Origin of the sequence: Pseudomonas sp. BF-B-30, assembly GCF_019956305.1 — a bacterium.
Lineage (GTDB): Bacteria > Pseudomonadota > Gammaproteobacteria > Pseudomonadales > Pseudomonadaceae > Aquipseudomonas > Aquipseudomonas jessenii.
Window position 1 is genome coordinate 288,911 of record NZ_JAHBDG010000011.1, and the last position, 14,688, is coordinate 303,598.

General features: G+C 61.4%; 10 protein-coding genes. 4 read left to right on the forward strand and 6 right to left on the reverse strand.

The features are described 5' to 3' along the window. Window positions 1-88 precede the first annotated feature (88 nt). Complete coding sequence (locus tag KGB29_RS07760; RefSeq protein WP_150813240.1) at window positions 89-2,083, reverse strand: alpha-1,4-glucan--maltose-1-phosphate maltosyltransferase; 1,995 nt, start codon at window positions 2,081-2,083, stop codon at window positions 89-91. 215 nt (window positions 2,084-2,298) lie between these two features. On the opposite strand from KGB29_RS07760, the gene KGB29_RS07765 reads away from it, so the two are divergent. Further along, entirely contained in the window at window positions 2,299-2,466 is a 168-nt protein-coding gene (locus tag KGB29_RS07765) for a hypothetical protein (protein WP_167362862.1), read from the forward strand. A gap of 37 nt (window positions 2,467-2,503) precedes the next feature. On the opposite strand, the gene KGB29_RS07770 is transcribed toward KGB29_RS07765, so the two are convergent. Further along, window positions 2,504-3,001, reverse strand: coding sequence for an MgtC/SapB family protein (locus tag KGB29_RS07770; protein WP_057714964.1), 498 nt, complete (start codon window positions 2,999-3,001; stop codon window positions 2,504-2,506). Window positions 3,002-3,122: 121 nt separating this feature from the next. Here KGB29_RS07770 and KGB29_RS07775 point away from each other — a divergent pair, with 121 nt between their 5' ends. The 3 genes from KGB29_RS07775 to mapR all read left to right on the forward strand — a co-directional run bounded on the left by KGB29_RS07775 (window position 3,123) and on the right by mapR (window position 6,553). After that, window positions 3,123-3,356, forward strand: coding sequence for a DUF3203 family protein (locus KGB29_RS07775; RefSeq protein ID WP_057714965.1), 234 nt, complete (start codon window positions 3,123-3,125; stop codon window positions 3,354-3,356). Window positions 3,357-3,551: 195 nt separating this feature from the next. After that, window positions 3,552-4,964 (forward strand): cytochrome c oxidase accessory protein CcoG, encoded by a 1,413-nt coding sequence (gene ccoG, locus KGB29_RS07780; RefSeq protein ID WP_150813241.1) that lies wholly within the window; start codon window positions 3,552-3,554, stop codon window positions 4,962-4,964. 179 nt (window positions 4,965-5,143) lie between these two features. Beyond that, window positions 5,144-6,553, forward strand: coding sequence for a GntR family transcriptional regulator MpaR (mapR, locus tag KGB29_RS07785; protein ID WP_150813242.1), 1,410 nt, complete (start codon window positions 5,144-5,146; stop codon window positions 6,551-6,553). A 149-nt stretch (window positions 6,554-6,702) separates the two neighbouring features. Here mapR and KGB29_RS07795 read toward each other — a convergent pair whose 3' ends face one another. From KGB29_RS07795 to KGB29_RS07810, 4 genes are all read right to left on the reverse strand, one after another. Further along, complete coding sequence (locus KGB29_RS07795) at window positions 6,703-7,449, reverse strand: SDR family oxidoreductase (protein ID WP_057714967.1); 747 nt, start codon at window positions 7,447-7,449, stop codon at window positions 6,703-6,705. 85 nt (window positions 7,450-7,534) lie between these two features. Beyond that, on the reverse strand, window positions 7,535-9,652 hold the full coding sequence (locus tag KGB29_RS07800) for a putative bifunctional diguanylate cyclase/phosphodiesterase (RefSeq protein ID WP_154860070.1): 2,118 nt from the start codon (window positions 9,650-9,652) through the stop codon (window positions 7,535-7,537). A 326-nt stretch (window positions 9,653-9,978) separates the two neighbouring features. Continuing rightward, complete coding sequence (locus tag KGB29_RS07805; RefSeq protein ID WP_150813244.1) at window positions 9,979-11,445, reverse strand: efflux transporter outer membrane subunit; 1,467 nt, start codon at window positions 11,443-11,445, stop codon at window positions 9,979-9,981. Next, complete coding sequence (locus KGB29_RS07810) at window positions 11,442-14,549, reverse strand: efflux RND transporter permease subunit (protein WP_150813245.1); 3,108 nt, start codon at window positions 14,547-14,549, stop codon at window positions 11,442-11,444. The genes KGB29_RS07805 and KGB29_RS07810 overlap by 4 nt, the downstream gene beginning before the upstream one ends. Window positions 14,550-14,688: the final 139 nt, after the last annotated feature.

The window sequence follows — 14,688 nt, forward strand, 5'->3', positions numbered from 1 at the left end:
CTTGCTCGCGATGACAATTGAATATTCAATAAAGAGGTTGCCCACAAAATTGCTATCGCGAGCAAGCTCGCTCCCACAGGTTTTGCGTTTAAACAGTTATCCTCCAAATCCCGAACGGCTGGTAAGCCGGGTCGATCCGCATGAACTGCTGCTTGCCGTGCCAGGTCCAGCGATGACCATTCATCAAATCTTCGCCCTGGGTGCTGGCGTAGTCAGGCAAGCCCATGTCCCACAACGGCAACTCGAAGTTCGCTTCCTGCACGTTGTGCGGATCGAGACTGACCGCCACCAGAATGAAATTGCCCCCATCGGCGCTGCGCTTGCCGAAGTACAGGATGTTGTCGTTCCAGGCGTTGTAGACCTTCAGGCCCAGATGCGTGTGCAACGCCGGGTTCTGCCGTCGGATGCGGTTGAGCTGGGCGATCTCGGCAATGATGTTGCCCGGCGCGTTGAAGTCCCGCGGGCGGATCTCATACTTCTCGGAATCGAGGTATTCCTCCTTACCCGGTACCGGAGCCGACTCGCACAACTCGAAACCCGAATACATGCCCCAAAGGCCCGAGCCCATGGTCGCCAGCACGGCGCGAATGAGAAACCCGGGACGCCCGGATTCGTGGAGGAACGCCGGGTTGATGTCCGGTGTATTGACGAAAAAATTCGGCCGGTAGCATTCTCGCCACGGCGACTCGTTGAGTTCGGTGAAGTAGGTCGCCAGTTCGGCCTTGGTGTTGCGCCAGGTGAAATAGGTATAGCTCTGGGAGTAACCGACCTTGCCCAGGCGCGCCATCATTGCCGGGGTGGTAAAGGCTTCGGCGAGGAAGATCACCTCGGGGTACAGCGCCCGTACATCGGCGATCAGCCATTGCCAGAACGGCAACGGCTTGGTGTGCGGATTATCGACGCGAAAGATCTTCACGCCCTCCTCGACCCAGCCCACCACAATGTCGCGCAGTTCCACCCACAGGCTCGGAATCGCCTCGGGGGCATAGAAGTCGACGTTGACGATGTCCTGGTATTTCTTCGGTGGGTTCTCGGCATATTTGATCGTGCCGTCCGGCCGCCAGTTGAACCAGCCGGGGTGTTGCTTGAGCCATGGATGGTCCTGGGAACACTGGATGGCAAAATCCAGGGCGATTTCCAGACCATGGGCCGCAGCGGCCGCCACCAGTCGGCGAAAGTCTTCGCGGGTACCCAATTGCGAGTGAATCGCCTCGTGCCCGCCTTCCTCGCTACCAATCGCATAGGGGCTGCCCGGATCATCGGGACCCGCCGTCAGCGAGTTGTTCGGGCCTTTGCGGTAGCTGCGCCCGATCGGGTGGATCGGCGGGAAATACAGCACATCGAAACCCATGTCCTGGATCATCGCCAGCCGCGTATGCACGTCATTGAAGGTGCCATGGCGCGTCGGGCTGTCGGTGATCGAGCGCGGGAACAATTCATACCAGCTGGCGAACTGCGCCAGTTCGCGCTCGACATCCACCGGGTACTCCGGGCTCAGGCTCAGGTAGGCGCGATGATTGACGCGGGCCATGAGGTCGGCGCTACGCGGGTGCAAAAACAGTGCGACCTGCTCGGTTTCGAGCAGTCCTGACAGTTCATGGTGCAAGGCCGCCAGTTGCTCGCTGAGTAGCCCTTCGCTACGTTCGGCAGCCTGCTGGACATGAATCCGCCCTTCCTGCAATTCCAGACTGACGGGCACTGCTGCCGCATGCTTCTTTTCCAGCTCATGGCAAAAACTGGCGAACTGATCGATCCAGGCTTCGATACAGAACAGATAACGGCCCTGGCTGTCGACCCGGAACTGCCCTTGCCAGCCGTTATTGCCCAGGTCGTTCATGGCCGCGCTTTGCCAGGCGTCCTCGTCCTCGGCCCGCCAGCGCACGCGCACCGCCAGCTTGTCATGCCCGTCGGCGAAGACCTTGGCCGTCACCACCACGTCCTGCCCCACCACGGCCTTGACGGCGAATTGTCCGCCTTCAAGGATCGGCATGATGTTTTCAATGACGATACGCGGCAGCAACAACGCCTGCGACAGCGGCATGTGCGGGTTGTAGCTCAACTCAGTCGGTTTTTCAGCCGTCATCGAGCCTCTCTCCTTACGCCCCATGGACGCGCTTGTGTCTGGTCGCCACCCCGCCGGGCAATCCGCCCCGAGATGCACTCACTTAGGTTCCGAGCGACAGCCGCCGGGAAAGTTTCATCGGCAATTCCCGGAATCAAGTGCTTCGCGCTGCGGTCAACCAATCAGTCCACCTACTTAAGCACGACTCACGCCATGTGCCACTGGAGGCTTGAACAATGAACAATCCATTCCCGGCTGAAACCCCCGATCCCAACATCGACAACCCGGTGATCCCACCCAGCGATCCGCAACCGGTGCCCGAACAGGATCCGCCCGGCACGAACCCGCCACCAAGGGAAGAACCGCCAACGACGATGCCGCCGGTGATTGTGCCCCCTGAATGACGACAGTTGATCGCTTCCATACTGCCGGGGAACGATCTCATTGGTGATCCTTGTCGATCAGTTTCACAATCCCCGGCATCACACTGAACACGCCCAGCGCCAACAACGTACTGAACACCGCCGTCGCCTCCCGGCCCAGCCCGGCCGCGACGCCGATGGCGGCGGTCATCCACAGGCCGGCGGCGGTGGTCAGGCCCTTGACGTGCCCCTCATCGCCATCGCGATTTTTCAGGATAGTGCCAGCCCCCAGGAAGCCGATCCCGGCAATCACGCCCTGCACCACCCGGCTCATGGCATCGGCCTGTGAGCCGGACATCTGCGGCACCAACACGAACAGCGCCGCCCCCATTGCCACCAGCATGTGGGTGCGCACGCCGGCGGCCTTGCCCTGGTGTTCACGCTCGAACCCGAGAATCCCGCCCAGCACCGCGGCCATCAACAGGCGCACGGTCACTCGCGTCAATTGCGAGGCATCGCCGATGTCGGCGAACTCGCCTTGCAGCGTCACCCAGACTTCGTGCCACCAAGTGTTCATGGGATTGTCCTTGTGAGGGGCCATGGACGGTGGACCGCAGCGACCATTAATCGGTTGCACAGAACGATGACCGGCGGTTGCGGCCTGAAACTTTAGTTTCCACTGAAAAAAGGATCCCGTCATGACCGTACGCATCGAGAACCAGACCTGCTTTTTCACCACTGAAAATGGCGAACTCATTCGTCTGTGTCCCGACGTGACCATCATCACCGACGGTGCCATGGCCATGTCGGCAGTGGACATCGAAGGCGAGCGCATCTACATCACGGAAGCCGAGGCCGACGCCTTGACCGTCGCAGGCGCGGTGGATGGACGCCGGCACCTGAAAGCTACCGACAGTGGTTCGGTGATTTGACCGGGGTTGATCCGCACTTGCCGCCGCTGTTTTGCAAAGCCCCATGGACCCCACAGCGTCGGCTGCTTCAAGTTGTCGCAGTTCGTGCAAACACGGCCATCTGATCCGCTTTTTAATGCAATACCTGAGTCTGTTATGCAAACAGATCGCCGCTCATAGTGCTCATGCCTGATGGAGGCTGATGAGCGAAAGACCATGAGCGAAAGAATCCCCGTCCGAACCGTAGAAACATTCGAGCCTTCGCGCCCCAAGATGAAGGCCAAATCCAGCGACAACCTGATCCACACCCGCAGCTTCACCGGGTTGTTCCGCAACCTGCGCATCAGCGGCGCCGGTTTTCTGTTTGTGCTGTTTTTCGGCACCGTGTGGCTGAACTGGGGCGGCCGCCAGGCGGTGCTCTGGGATCTTTCGCAAAGCAAGTTCCATATCTTCGGCGCGACCTTCTGGCCGCAGGACTTCATCCTGCTCTCGGCGTTGTTGATCATTGCCGCGTTCGGCCTGTTTGCGATCACCGTGTTCGCGGGCCGGGTCTGGTGCGGCTACGCCTGCCCACAAAGTTCATGGACCTGGATCTTCATGTGGTGCGAGAAGATCACCGAAGGCGAACGCAACCAGCGGATCAAGTTGCAAGCCGCGCCGTGGGGCCTGAACAAGCTGATGCGTCGCGCGGCCAAGCACACCTTGTGGTTGGCCATCAGCCTGCTGACCGGCCTGACCTTCGTCGGCTACTTCACGCCGATCCGACCGTTGGCCGAAGAGCTGCTGACCTTCCAGATGAGTGGCGTCAGCCTGTTCTGGGTGCTGTTTTTCACCGGCGCCACGTACATCAATGCCGGTTGGCTGCGTGAAGCGGTGTGCATGCACATGTGTCCCTACGCGCGATTCCAGAGCGTGATGTTCGACAAGGACACCCTGACCATTTCCTACGACGTGGCCCGTGGCGAGAGTCGTGGCCCACGCAAGCGCGAAGTCAAACCGGCCGAGGTCGGGCTGGGTGATTGCATCGACTGCCAGCTGTGCGTACAGGTCTGCCCCACCGGCATCGATATCCGCGACGGCTTGCAGATGGAATGTATCGGTTGTGCGGCGTGCATCGACGCCTGTGACTCGATCATGGACAAAATGGGCTACGCCCCAGGGTTGATCAGCTACACCTCCGAGCATCAGTTGCAGGGTGGCAAGACACACCTGCTGCGCCCACGCCTGATCGGCTACACCGCCGTGCTGCTGGTGATGATCGCTGCCCTGGTGATGGCGCTGGTGGAACGACCGATGGTGTCCCTTGATGTCAGCAAGGACCGGGGCCTGTTCCGCGAGAACAGCCAGGGGCAGATCGAGAACATCTACAGTCTGAAGGTGATCAACAAAACCCAGCAGCGTCAGGACTATCAATTGAGCCTGGTGGATGCCGAGGATTTCCAGTTGCAGGGCAGGACCGAATTCAGCCTGGCGCCAGGCGAGATTGTCGATGTGCCGGTGTCAGTGGCGATGCTCACGGAGCGTCCGGCCAGCAGTTCACAGAGCATCGGCTTCAAGGTGGTCGACAGCGATGAGCCTGGCGTCTACAGCGTGGCGAAGAGCCGGTTTGTGGCGCCAATGAATCGCTGAGCCTTTAAGATGCTGACCTTGGTGAAGTGCAGTCTTGTTTTGGCAATGCAATCCACTGTGGCGAGGGGGCTTGCCCCCGTTGGGTCGCGAAGCCGCCCCAAAATGGGACTGCTGCGCAGTCCAACGGGGGCAAGCCCCCTCGCCACAATTAATCGAACCGACTCCATTGCGGGACACCGATGAAACGCTACGAAAAATTCGCCGACGACATCGCAGAACTGATCCGCTCCGGCGTCCTGGGTCCCGGCCAGCGGGTGCCGTCGGTGCGCTACGCCAGCCAGACCTACGGGGTCAGCCCGTCGACGGTGTTCCAGGCCTATTACCTGCTGGAGCGTCGCGGCCTGATCCGCGCTCGACCGCGCTCCGGCTATTTCGTCAACGCCCACGCACCCCGGCCGTTTTCCGAGCCGGTGATCAGCAATGAGGTCAACGAGTCGACGGAAGTCGACGTCAGCGAACTGGTGTTTTCGGTGCTCGACTCGATCAAGGACCCGAACACCGTGCCCTTCGGCTCGGCGTTTCCCAGCCCGACGCTGTTTCCCCTGCAACGTTTGTCCCGCTCCCTGGCCAGCGCCAGCCGCGACATGGATCCGCGCATGGTGGTCACCGACATGTCGCCGGGCAACCCGCAACTGCGCCGGCAAATCGCCCTGCGCTATATGGTCGGCGGGCTGATGTTGCCCATGGAGGAACTGCTGATCACCAACGGCGCCCTCGAAGCCCTGAACCTTTGCCTGCAAGCGGTGACCGAACCTGGCGATCTGGTGGCCATCGAAGCCCCGGCGTTCTACGCCTGTCTGCAAGTACTCGAACGCCTGAAACTCAAGGCCGTGGAAATTCCCGTGCACCCGCGCGATGGCATCGACCTTGGCGTGCTCGAGCAAACCCTGGAACGGCATCCGATCAAGGCCTGCTGGTGCATGACCAGTTTCCAGAACCCCATGGGCGCGACCCTGCCCGAGGCCAAGAAACAGCAGCTTGTGGAATTGTTGCGGCGCCACCAGGTGCCGCTGATCGAAGACGATGTCTACGCCGAACTCTATTACGGCCAGCAAGCACCGAAACCGGCCAAGGCCTTTGATACCGAAGGCCTGGTGATGCACTGTGGTTCATTCGCCAAGAGCCTGGCCCCTGGCTACCGCATCGGCTGGGTGGCTGCCGGGCGTTACGCACAGAAAATCGAACGGCTGAAACTCATGACCTCGCTGTGCGCCTCGATGCCGGCCCAGGCGGCAATCGCCGATTACCTGCAACACGGCGGCTACGACCGGCACCTGCGTAAATTGCGCCACGCCCTGGAAGACCAGCAAAGCGCCATGCTCGCCGCCATCACCCGCTATTTCCCGGCGCAGACGCGGGTCAGCCAACCGGCCGGCGGGTACTTTCTGTGGCTGGAATTGCCACAGCAGATGGATTCGTTGAAGTTGTTCCAGATGGCATTGGCGCAAGGCATCAGCATTGCACCGGGGCCGATCTTTTCACCGACCCAGCGCTTCAGGAATTGTATTCGGTTGAATTACGGCAGCCCGTGGACCGAGGACTCGGAGAAGGCGATGGAGACGTTGGGGCGGATTGTGCGGTCGTTCTGATAAGCAGGTGTCGCCAGGTCTATTGCCTTCGCGAGCAAGCCCGCTCCCACAAGGAATCTCCGGTGTTCACAGACTTTGCGTACACCACGGAACCCTGTGGGAGCGGGCTTGCCCGCGAAGAGGCCAGCACTGACAACGCAAACCTCAGATCAACGCCCACCACCAAGATCAACAAAAGTCCCCGTCGCATAAGAAGCCTTGTCCGACAACAACCAGACAATCGCCTCCGCCACTTCATCCGGACGGCCGCCCCGCGCCATCGGAATCGCCGATTCCAGCTTGCTGACCCGATCCGGATCGCCGCTCAAGGCATGGAAATCGGTGTAGATGTAACCCGGACGCACGGCGTTGACCCGAATCCCCTCACCCGCCACTTCCTTGGACAGGCCGATGGTGAAGGTGTCCAGCGCGCCTTTGGACGCTGCGTAATCCACGTACTCGTTGGGCGATCCCAAACGCGAGGCGACCGACGATACGTTGACGATGCTGCCGCCCTGCCCGCCGTGCCTGGGCGACATGCGCAGGATCGCGTGCTTGGCACAGAGCATCGGCGCCAGGACGTTGGTTTTCATGATTTTGAGAATCCGGAACTCGGACATCTCGTCGACCCGGGACTTCTGCCCGACGGTGCCGGCGTTGTTCACCAGCGCGGTGACCCGCCCCAGCTCACTGTCCACCCGATTGAACAGCGCGATCACTTCGTCTTCGATGCTGACGTCGGCCCGTACCGCAATGGCTTGCGCACCGAGGGCGCGGACTTGCTCCAGCACGCCGAATGCAGACTGTTCGTCCGCCTGATAATTGATGCAGATCCGATAGCCCTGCGCGGCGGCCAACAGAGCGGTGGCGGCACCGATGCCGCGGCTACCGCCGGTGATGACGATGACTTTGTCCATGCGAGCTTTCCCCCAATCAAAGCTTAAGCGGTCGGGGGCAAGAATAACCGCCATTGGCGGTTTTTGCATGGCTTCACATCGGCTGTCATGTCATCGACATCTCGCGCCTGGCACTGGCTTTCAACTGCTCGACCAACTGCTCCCCGCGATGGATTTCCACCATGAAACCTGCGGCCGGCAGCGGATGCCCCAGCAGGTAACCCTGCAACGAATCGCAGCCGAGCTGAGTCAGGAAGTCCTGCTGCACACCGGTTTCCACGCCTTCGGCGACGATGCGCAACCCCAGCGCTTGCCCGAGGGCGACGATGGCCGAAACGATGGCGGCGTCATCGCTGTCGCGCTCCAGGTCCCGGACAAAACCGCGGTCGATCTTCAGCTCGTTGGCCGGCAGGCGCTTGAGGTACATCAAGCTCGAATAGCCGGTACCAAAATCGTCGATGGACAGGTCGACACCCATTTCCGACAGTTCCTGCAGCACCGTCATGCTCGCATCGGCATCGCTCATGGCGGTGGTTTCGGTGATTTCCAGGGTCAGGCTGTTGGGTGGCAGATGGTGCGTCGCCAGCGCCTTGGCAACGCTCTGGACCAGCCCGGCATGGCAAAACTGAATGGCCGAAAGGTTCACCGCGATGCGCCAGTCGGTGTAGCCCAACACGTACCACTCGCGCATCTGACGGCAGGCTTCGTTGAGCACCCACTCGCCGATCGGAATGATCAGCCCGGTTTTTTCCGCCAGCTCGATGAATTTGTCCGGCAACAGCATTCCTTGAGTCGGGTGTTCCCAGCGCAACAAGGCCTCGGCGCCCACCGGCCGGCCATTGGCGGCGTCGAACTTGGGTTGGTAATGCAGGCTGAACTCCTGCTGTTCCACGGCATTGCGCAGATCCTGCAGCAATTGCAGCTGCTTGCGGGCGTTGTTGTTCATCGAGACATCGAAAAAGCTGTAGCCGTTTTTACCCGCGCCCTTGGCGTGGTACATCGCCGCGTCGGCGTTCATCAGCAGTTCGTGGGCGGACTGCCCGTTACCCGGGTAGAGCGCGATGCCGACGCTGGCGGAAATGTGCAAATCATGTTCGGCAACCCGGAACGCACGCGCGATCAACCCGACCTGACGGGCCGCCAGGTTCAAGGCGTCGTTCTGTTCGCTCAATTGCACCAGCAACACGAACTCATCGCCGCCGATCCGTGCCAGGGTGTCCTGGCTGCGCAAGTCTTCGCGCAGGCGCAGGGCCACTTCGCGCAACAACAGATCACCCATGTGGTGGCCGAAGGCATCGTTGACCGGTTTGAAGCCGTCCAGGTCGATGAACATCAGGGCAAAGCACCCCCCTTCTTCCCGGACCCGCGACATGGCCTGATCGATTCGATCGGCGAGCAAGGTCCGGTTCGGCAACCCGGTGAGGGTGTCGTGCAGGGCCAATTGGGTCAGCTCACGGTTGGCCTCGGTCAGCGACTGGGCCAGGCTCGCGGTGCGAGCCTCCAGGCGTGCATCGAGGATCGAGGTCAGCAGGGCAATGCTCAGCACCGCCAACGTGGTGATCAGCACCAGGTTGTCCAGGCCATTGCCGCTCAATCCATTGACCGCCGCGCCACAGAAACTGCCGTCGGCAAAGCGTGCGGCGGCCATCCCGGTGTAGTGCATGCCGACGATGGCGATGCCCATGATCACGGCGGCGCCACCACGGATCAGACGGACATAAGGCGTGTGCTGGCGCAGATGGAAAGCGATCCACAATGCTGCGCCCGAAGCACCGACAGCGATCAGCAGCGAGGCGCCGAACAGCGTCGGGTCATAGTCGATGCCCGGTTGCATGCGCATGGCGGCCATGCCGGTGTAGTGCATCGCGCTGATGCCGGCGCCCATGACCAACGCGCCAAAGGCCAGTTGCCAGGCCGGCAATTGCGGCTGGCTGACCAGCCACAGCGCAAAGCCGCTGGAGAGCACGCCGATCAGCAACGACAACAGGGTGATGGTCCCGTCGTACCCCAGGTCGATCGGCAACTTGAACGCGAGCATGCCGATAAAGTGCATCGACCAGATGCCGATGCCCATGGCAACGGCCCCGCCCGCAGTCCATAAATGCACGGCGCGGCCTTTGGCGGTGGCAATGCGTCCGGTCAGGTCGAGTGCGGTGTATGAGGCGAGAATCGCTACACAGAGCGAAATGATGACCAGAGAGGGGGAATAGCTGCCGATGAGCATGGAGACTTCTCGCGAAAGCCCCCTTGTTAATGGCTTTCATTCTCGGGTGGGGGCAAATGCGGCGATTGTACTGATTCCAAATGAGAACGCACTCACAAAATGAGCAAAGGGCCATCAGTCCGATGAAACGCTTGTTTTAAGGTTTTACATTAACTTGCTTCAAGCTGCTGGCACCTGCCACAAGGAAGGAGTCGAGAGCACAAAACCTGTGGGAGCGAGCTTGCTCGCGATGGCTGCGCCACATTCAGCATGGATGTTGCCTGACCCACTGCTATCGCGAGCAAGCTCGCTCCCACAGGGATTGCAGCTGCGCTATCGGTTTTCGCTCACCTCAGCTGCCCGTCCCAGCCACCCCCCAACGCGGCAATCAACTGCACACTGGCTATCAGGCGGCTTTGCAACAGGTCCAGGTTGCTGCGTTCATTGTTCAGCGCCGCCGCCTGGGTCACCACCACATCGATGTACGCGATCAAACCGGCCTTGTACTGGTTCTGGGTCAGGCGCAACGATTCACGGGCGGCATCCAGTGCCTGTTGGCGCACGACGGCTTCATCCTCAAGCACCTTGAGCTGCACCAGGTAGTTTTCCACTTCGCGGAATCCGTCCAGTACGGTCTGGCGGTACTTGGCCACCGTTTCGTCATAAGCCGCTTCACTGCGGTCGACTTCCGCCGAGCGCTGACCACCGTCGAACAGGGTCATGGCCAATTGCGGTCCGACCGACCAGAAGCGGTTCGGCAGGCTGAACAAGTCTTTCGAGGTACTGCTGCTGTAACCACCGTTCAAGCTCAGGGTCAGGTCCGGGTAATAGGCGGCCTTGGCCACACCGATGTTGGCGTTGGCGGCCATCACCGAGCGCTCGGCCGAAGCGATGTCCGGGCGACGCTCCAGCAACTGAGAAGGCAGCGCCAGCGGTACTTGCGGTAATTGCGGGATGTCCTGGCTTTGCGCCAGGCTGAACTCGGCCGGCGGCAGGCCGATCAGCACAGCGATGGCGTTCTCGAACTGGGCGCGTTGCCAGATCAGGTCGATCAGATCGGCTTCGGTGCTTTTGAGCTGTGTCTGGGCCTGGGCCACCGCGTCCTTGCCCGATACGCCTGCGCGGTATTGGTTTTCGGTCATCTTCAACGAACGCTGGTATGCCTCGACCGTGTCCTGGAGCAAGCGTTTCTGGCCATCGATCACGCGCAGTTGCAGGTAATTCTGCACCAGCTCCGACTGTTGACTCAGGCGCATGGCCGCCAGATCGGCAAAGCTTGCCTGGGCATTGGCGGTGTCGGCTTCGAGGCCTCGGCGCAGCTTGCCCCATACGTCCGCTTCCCAACTGACGCCCGCCTGGGCCGAGTACGTGTCGCGAATACCGCTGGACGAACTGCTCAGGCTGGAACTGCTGCTGCCGGTGCCCTGGCTTGAACGGTTCTTGCTGACGTTCAGGTCCACTGTCGGGAAAAACGCCCCGCGTGCACTGCGCACCAGGGCCTGGGCCTGGCGGTACTGCGCTTCGGACTGGGCGACGGTCTGGTTGGCGCTGTTGAGTTTTTCGATCAGGTCGTTGAGTTGCCGGTCGCCATACAACTCCCACCACGCGCCACGCGCCAGGGCATCGCTCGGGTTGGCCTGACGCCAGCCCTCCGCTGCCTTGTACTGCGCAGGCTCGGCGGTTTGCGGGCGCTGGTAATCCGGGCCGACGGCGCAGGCACTGAGCATCGCCACGCACAGTGACAGGCTCAACAGGCGCGAGCCTCGAGCCGTGATCAGCGGTGCAGCCAGGTTGAAAAGCGAACGGTCAGTCATAGCGGAGTTTCCAGAGCAACATCAGTACGCACCCCGCGCCATTTATTGAAGCGATGGCGCAGGTTGTCGAGATAGAGGTAAACCACCGGGGTGGTGTAAAGCGTCAGTACCTGGCTGAAAATCAGCCCGCCAATGATGGTCAGGCCCAGCGGCTGGCGCATTTCCGCCCCTTCGGCGCGGCTCAGCAGCAACGGCAAGGCACCGAGGATCGCCGCCAGGGTGGTCATCAGGATAGGTCGCAAACGTTGCAGGCAGGCGCTGCGGATCGATTCCAGCGGTGCCATGCCCTGGTTTCGTTCCAGTTGCAACGCCAGGTCGATCATCAGGATCGCGTTTTTCTTCACCACGCCGATCAGCAGAAACAGCCCCAGCAACGAAATCAGGCTGAACTCGCCGCCCAGCGTATAGATCGACAGCAACGCGCCGACCCCGGCCGACGGCAGGGTCGAGAGAATCGTCAGCGGGTGAATGTAGCTTTCGTACAGCACACCCAAGACCAGATACACCGCCACCAGCGCCCCCAGAATCATCCACGGCTGACTTTTTTGGGTCGCCGCGAAAGCGTTGGCTGTGCCGGCCATTTTCGCGATCACGTCTTCCGGCAGGCCGACCTTGGCAATCGCCCGCTCGATGGCGGCACCGCCCTGCTCCACGGTCACGCCTTCGGCCATGTCGAAGGCAATGCTCTCCGAAGCAAACTGGCCTTCGTGGCTGACCCGGTCGTTTTCCAGGCTGTTTTCGTAATGGGCGATGGTCGACAGCGGGATTCGCGCGCCGTCAGCGGTGATCACCTGGACTTGCGTGAGGGTGATCGGGTCCTGGGCGTATTTCGGATTGACCTCCATCACCACCTGGTACTGATTAAGACTGTCGTAGATGGTCGAAATCTGCCGCTGACTGTAGGCGTTGTTCAGCACCGCCGTGACCATGTCCATGTCGACACCCAGACGCTTGGCCTGGTCTCGGTCGACGATCAGGGTCACTTGGCGGGCGCCCCGGCCTTCCCGCGCATCGATCGCCGTCAGCTCCGGCAAGGCCCTGAGCGCGGTGACGACTTTCGGATACCACTCGCGCAATGCCCCCAGATCCCCGCTCTGCAGGATGTACGAGTATTGCGAGGTGGTCTGCTCACGGCCACCACCGAATTGCAGGTCCTGGTCCGCCATGAGCATCAGTTGTGCCCCGGGAACCTTGGGCATTTCCTTGCGCAGGCGTTCGATGACTTTCTGCGCGGAAATGCTGCGCTCCTTGATCGGCTTGAGGCGCACCAGCATGAAGGCGTTGTTGGTGCCGTTATTGCCGCCAATGAACCCGGCGACGCTTTCTACCGCCTCATCCTTCAACACCGCACGGCGGAAAATCTCCATCTTCGGCTGCATCACGCTGAACGACAGGCCGTCGTCGCCGCGCACGAAACCGATCAGCTGACCGGTATCTTGCTGCGGTAAAAATGTTTTAGGAACAACAACATACAACGCAATGTTCACACCAATTGTCACGAACAGGCTGAACAAGGTCAGGCGCTTGTGGCGCAGTACCCAGTCGAGGCTGGTGGCATATTTGCCGACCATCCAGTCGTTGGTCCGCCGGCTCCAGCGTTGCAGGCGGTTCTCCTGCCCCGGCGTGTGCGGCTTGAGCCAGCGAGCGCAGAGCATCGGGGTCAGGGTCAACGACACCACCAGCGAGACCACGATGGCCGCCGCCAGGGTGATGGAGAATTCGCGGAACAGGCTTTCGATGATCCCGCCCATGAACAGGATCGACAGGAACACCGCCACCAGCGACACGTTCATCGACAGCAAGGTAAAACCGACTTCCTGGGCGCCGAGGTACGCGGCCCTCATCGGCCGCACGCCTTCGTCGATGTGCCGGGAAATGTTCTCCAGCACCACGATGGCATCGTCCACCACCAGCCCGGTGGCCAGGATCAGCGCCATCAGCGACAGGTTGTTCAGCGAAAAACCGTAGAGGTACATCACGGCAAAAGTGCCGACCAGCGACACCGGCACCGCCAGGGTCGGGATCAGCGAGGCACGGAAGTTACCGAGGAACAGGAACACCACCAGGATCACCAGCGCCACGGCGATCAGCAGGGTCATTTCCGCCTCGTGCAGCGTGGCCTTGATCACCGGCGAGCGGTCCATCGCCAGGTTCAGCTTGACGCTGGCCGGCAGCACCGCCTGCAACGCCGGCAGCTGGGCCTTGATCTCGTTGACCGTCTCGATGATGTTCGCACCGGCTTGGCGGTTGATCACCAGCAGCACCGCCGCGTCGTCGTTGAAGAAACCGCTGTTGTAACGGTCCTCGACGCCATCGCTGACCTTGGCCACATCCTTCAGGCGCAGGGCCGCGCCACCGTTGTAGTGGATGATCAGCGACTCGTAGTCCTTGGCTTTTTCCAGCTGATCGTTGGCCTGGACCTGCCACAGCCGCTGATCGTCTTCCACCGAGCCCTTGGGCCGGCGCACGTTGGCATTGGCGATGGTGTTGCGCACATCGTCCAGGGCCACGCCGTACTGGTTCAATGACTGCGGTTCAAGCTCGATACGTACCGCCGGCAACGAACTGCCGCCGATCTGCACCTCGCCGACGCCCTGTACCTGGGACAGGCTCTGGGACAGGATGGTCGATGCCAGGTCATAGAGCTGGCCTTTTTCCAGCACATCCGACGTCAGCGACAGCACCATGATCGGCGCCTGGGACGGGTTGACCTTCTTGTAGGTCGGCATGCTGCGCATCCCGCTCGGCAGCAGGGTGCGCGAGGCATTGATCGCTGCCTGCACTTCCCGCGCCGCGCCGTTGATGTCGCGGTCCAGGTCGAATTGCAGGATCACCCGGGTCGAACCCTGGCTGGACCGGCTGCTCATGGTGTTGACCCCGGCAATGCTGCCGAAAGAACGCTCCAAAGGCGTGGCCACGGTCGACGCCATCACCTCGGGGCTGGCCCCGGGCAGGCTGGCCTGGACCACGATCACCGGAAAGTCCATTTGCGGCAGCGGCGACACGGGCAGCAAACCGAAGCTCACGCCGCCCAGCAGCATGATCGCCAGGCTCAGCAGCATGGTCGCGACCGGGCGCTTGATGAAAGGGCCGGAAAGGTTCATCGATGATTGCCCCCCGCACCAACCCACGAGCCCTGCTGCCCCCCTGTGGGAGCGGGCTTGCTCGCGAAGAGGGCCTTGCATTCAACATCCCTGTCGACTGACCGGACGCCTTCGCGAGCAAGCCCGCTCCCACAGGTTC

Excerpts from the sequence above, each read along its gene's own strand:
- KGB29_RS07775 (WP_057714965.1), top strand. The coding sequence starts at position 3,123 with ATGACCGTACGCATCGAGAACCAGACCTGCTTTTTCACCACTGAAAAT.
- KGB29_RS07760 (WP_150813240.1), bottom strand. The coding sequence starts at position 2,083 with ATGACGGCTGAAAAACCGACTGAGTTGAGCTACAACCCGCACATGCCG.
- mapR (WP_150813242.1), top strand. The coding sequence starts at position 5,144 with ATGAAACGCTACGAAAAATTCGCCGACGACATCGCAGAACTGATCCGC.
- KGB29_RS07765 (WP_167362862.1), top strand. The coding sequence starts at position 2,299 with ATGAACAATCCATTCCCGGCTGAAACCCCCGATCCCAACATCGACAAC.
- KGB29_RS07800 (WP_154860070.1), bottom strand. The coding sequence starts at position 9,652 with ATGCTCATCGGCAGCTATTCCCCCTCTCTGGTCATCATTTCGCTCTGT.
- KGB29_RS07810 (WP_150813245.1), bottom strand. The coding sequence starts at position 14,549 with ATGAACCTTTCCGGCCCTTTCATCAAGCGCCCGGTCGCGACCATGCTG.
- ccoG (WP_150813241.1), top strand. The coding sequence starts at position 3,552 with ATGAGCGAAAGAATCCCCGTCCGAACCGTAGAAACATTCGAGCCTTCG.
- KGB29_RS07805 (WP_150813244.1), bottom strand. The coding sequence starts at position 11,445 with ATGACTGACCGTTCGCTTTTCAACCTGGCTGCACCGCTGATCACGGCT.
- KGB29_RS07795 (WP_057714967.1), bottom strand. The coding sequence starts at position 7,449 with ATGGACAAAGTCATCGTCATCACCGGCGGTAGCCGCGGCATCGGTGCC.
- KGB29_RS07770 (WP_057714964.1), bottom strand. The coding sequence starts at position 3,001 with ATGAACACTTGGTGGCACGAAGTCTGGGTGACGCTGCAAGGCGAGTTC.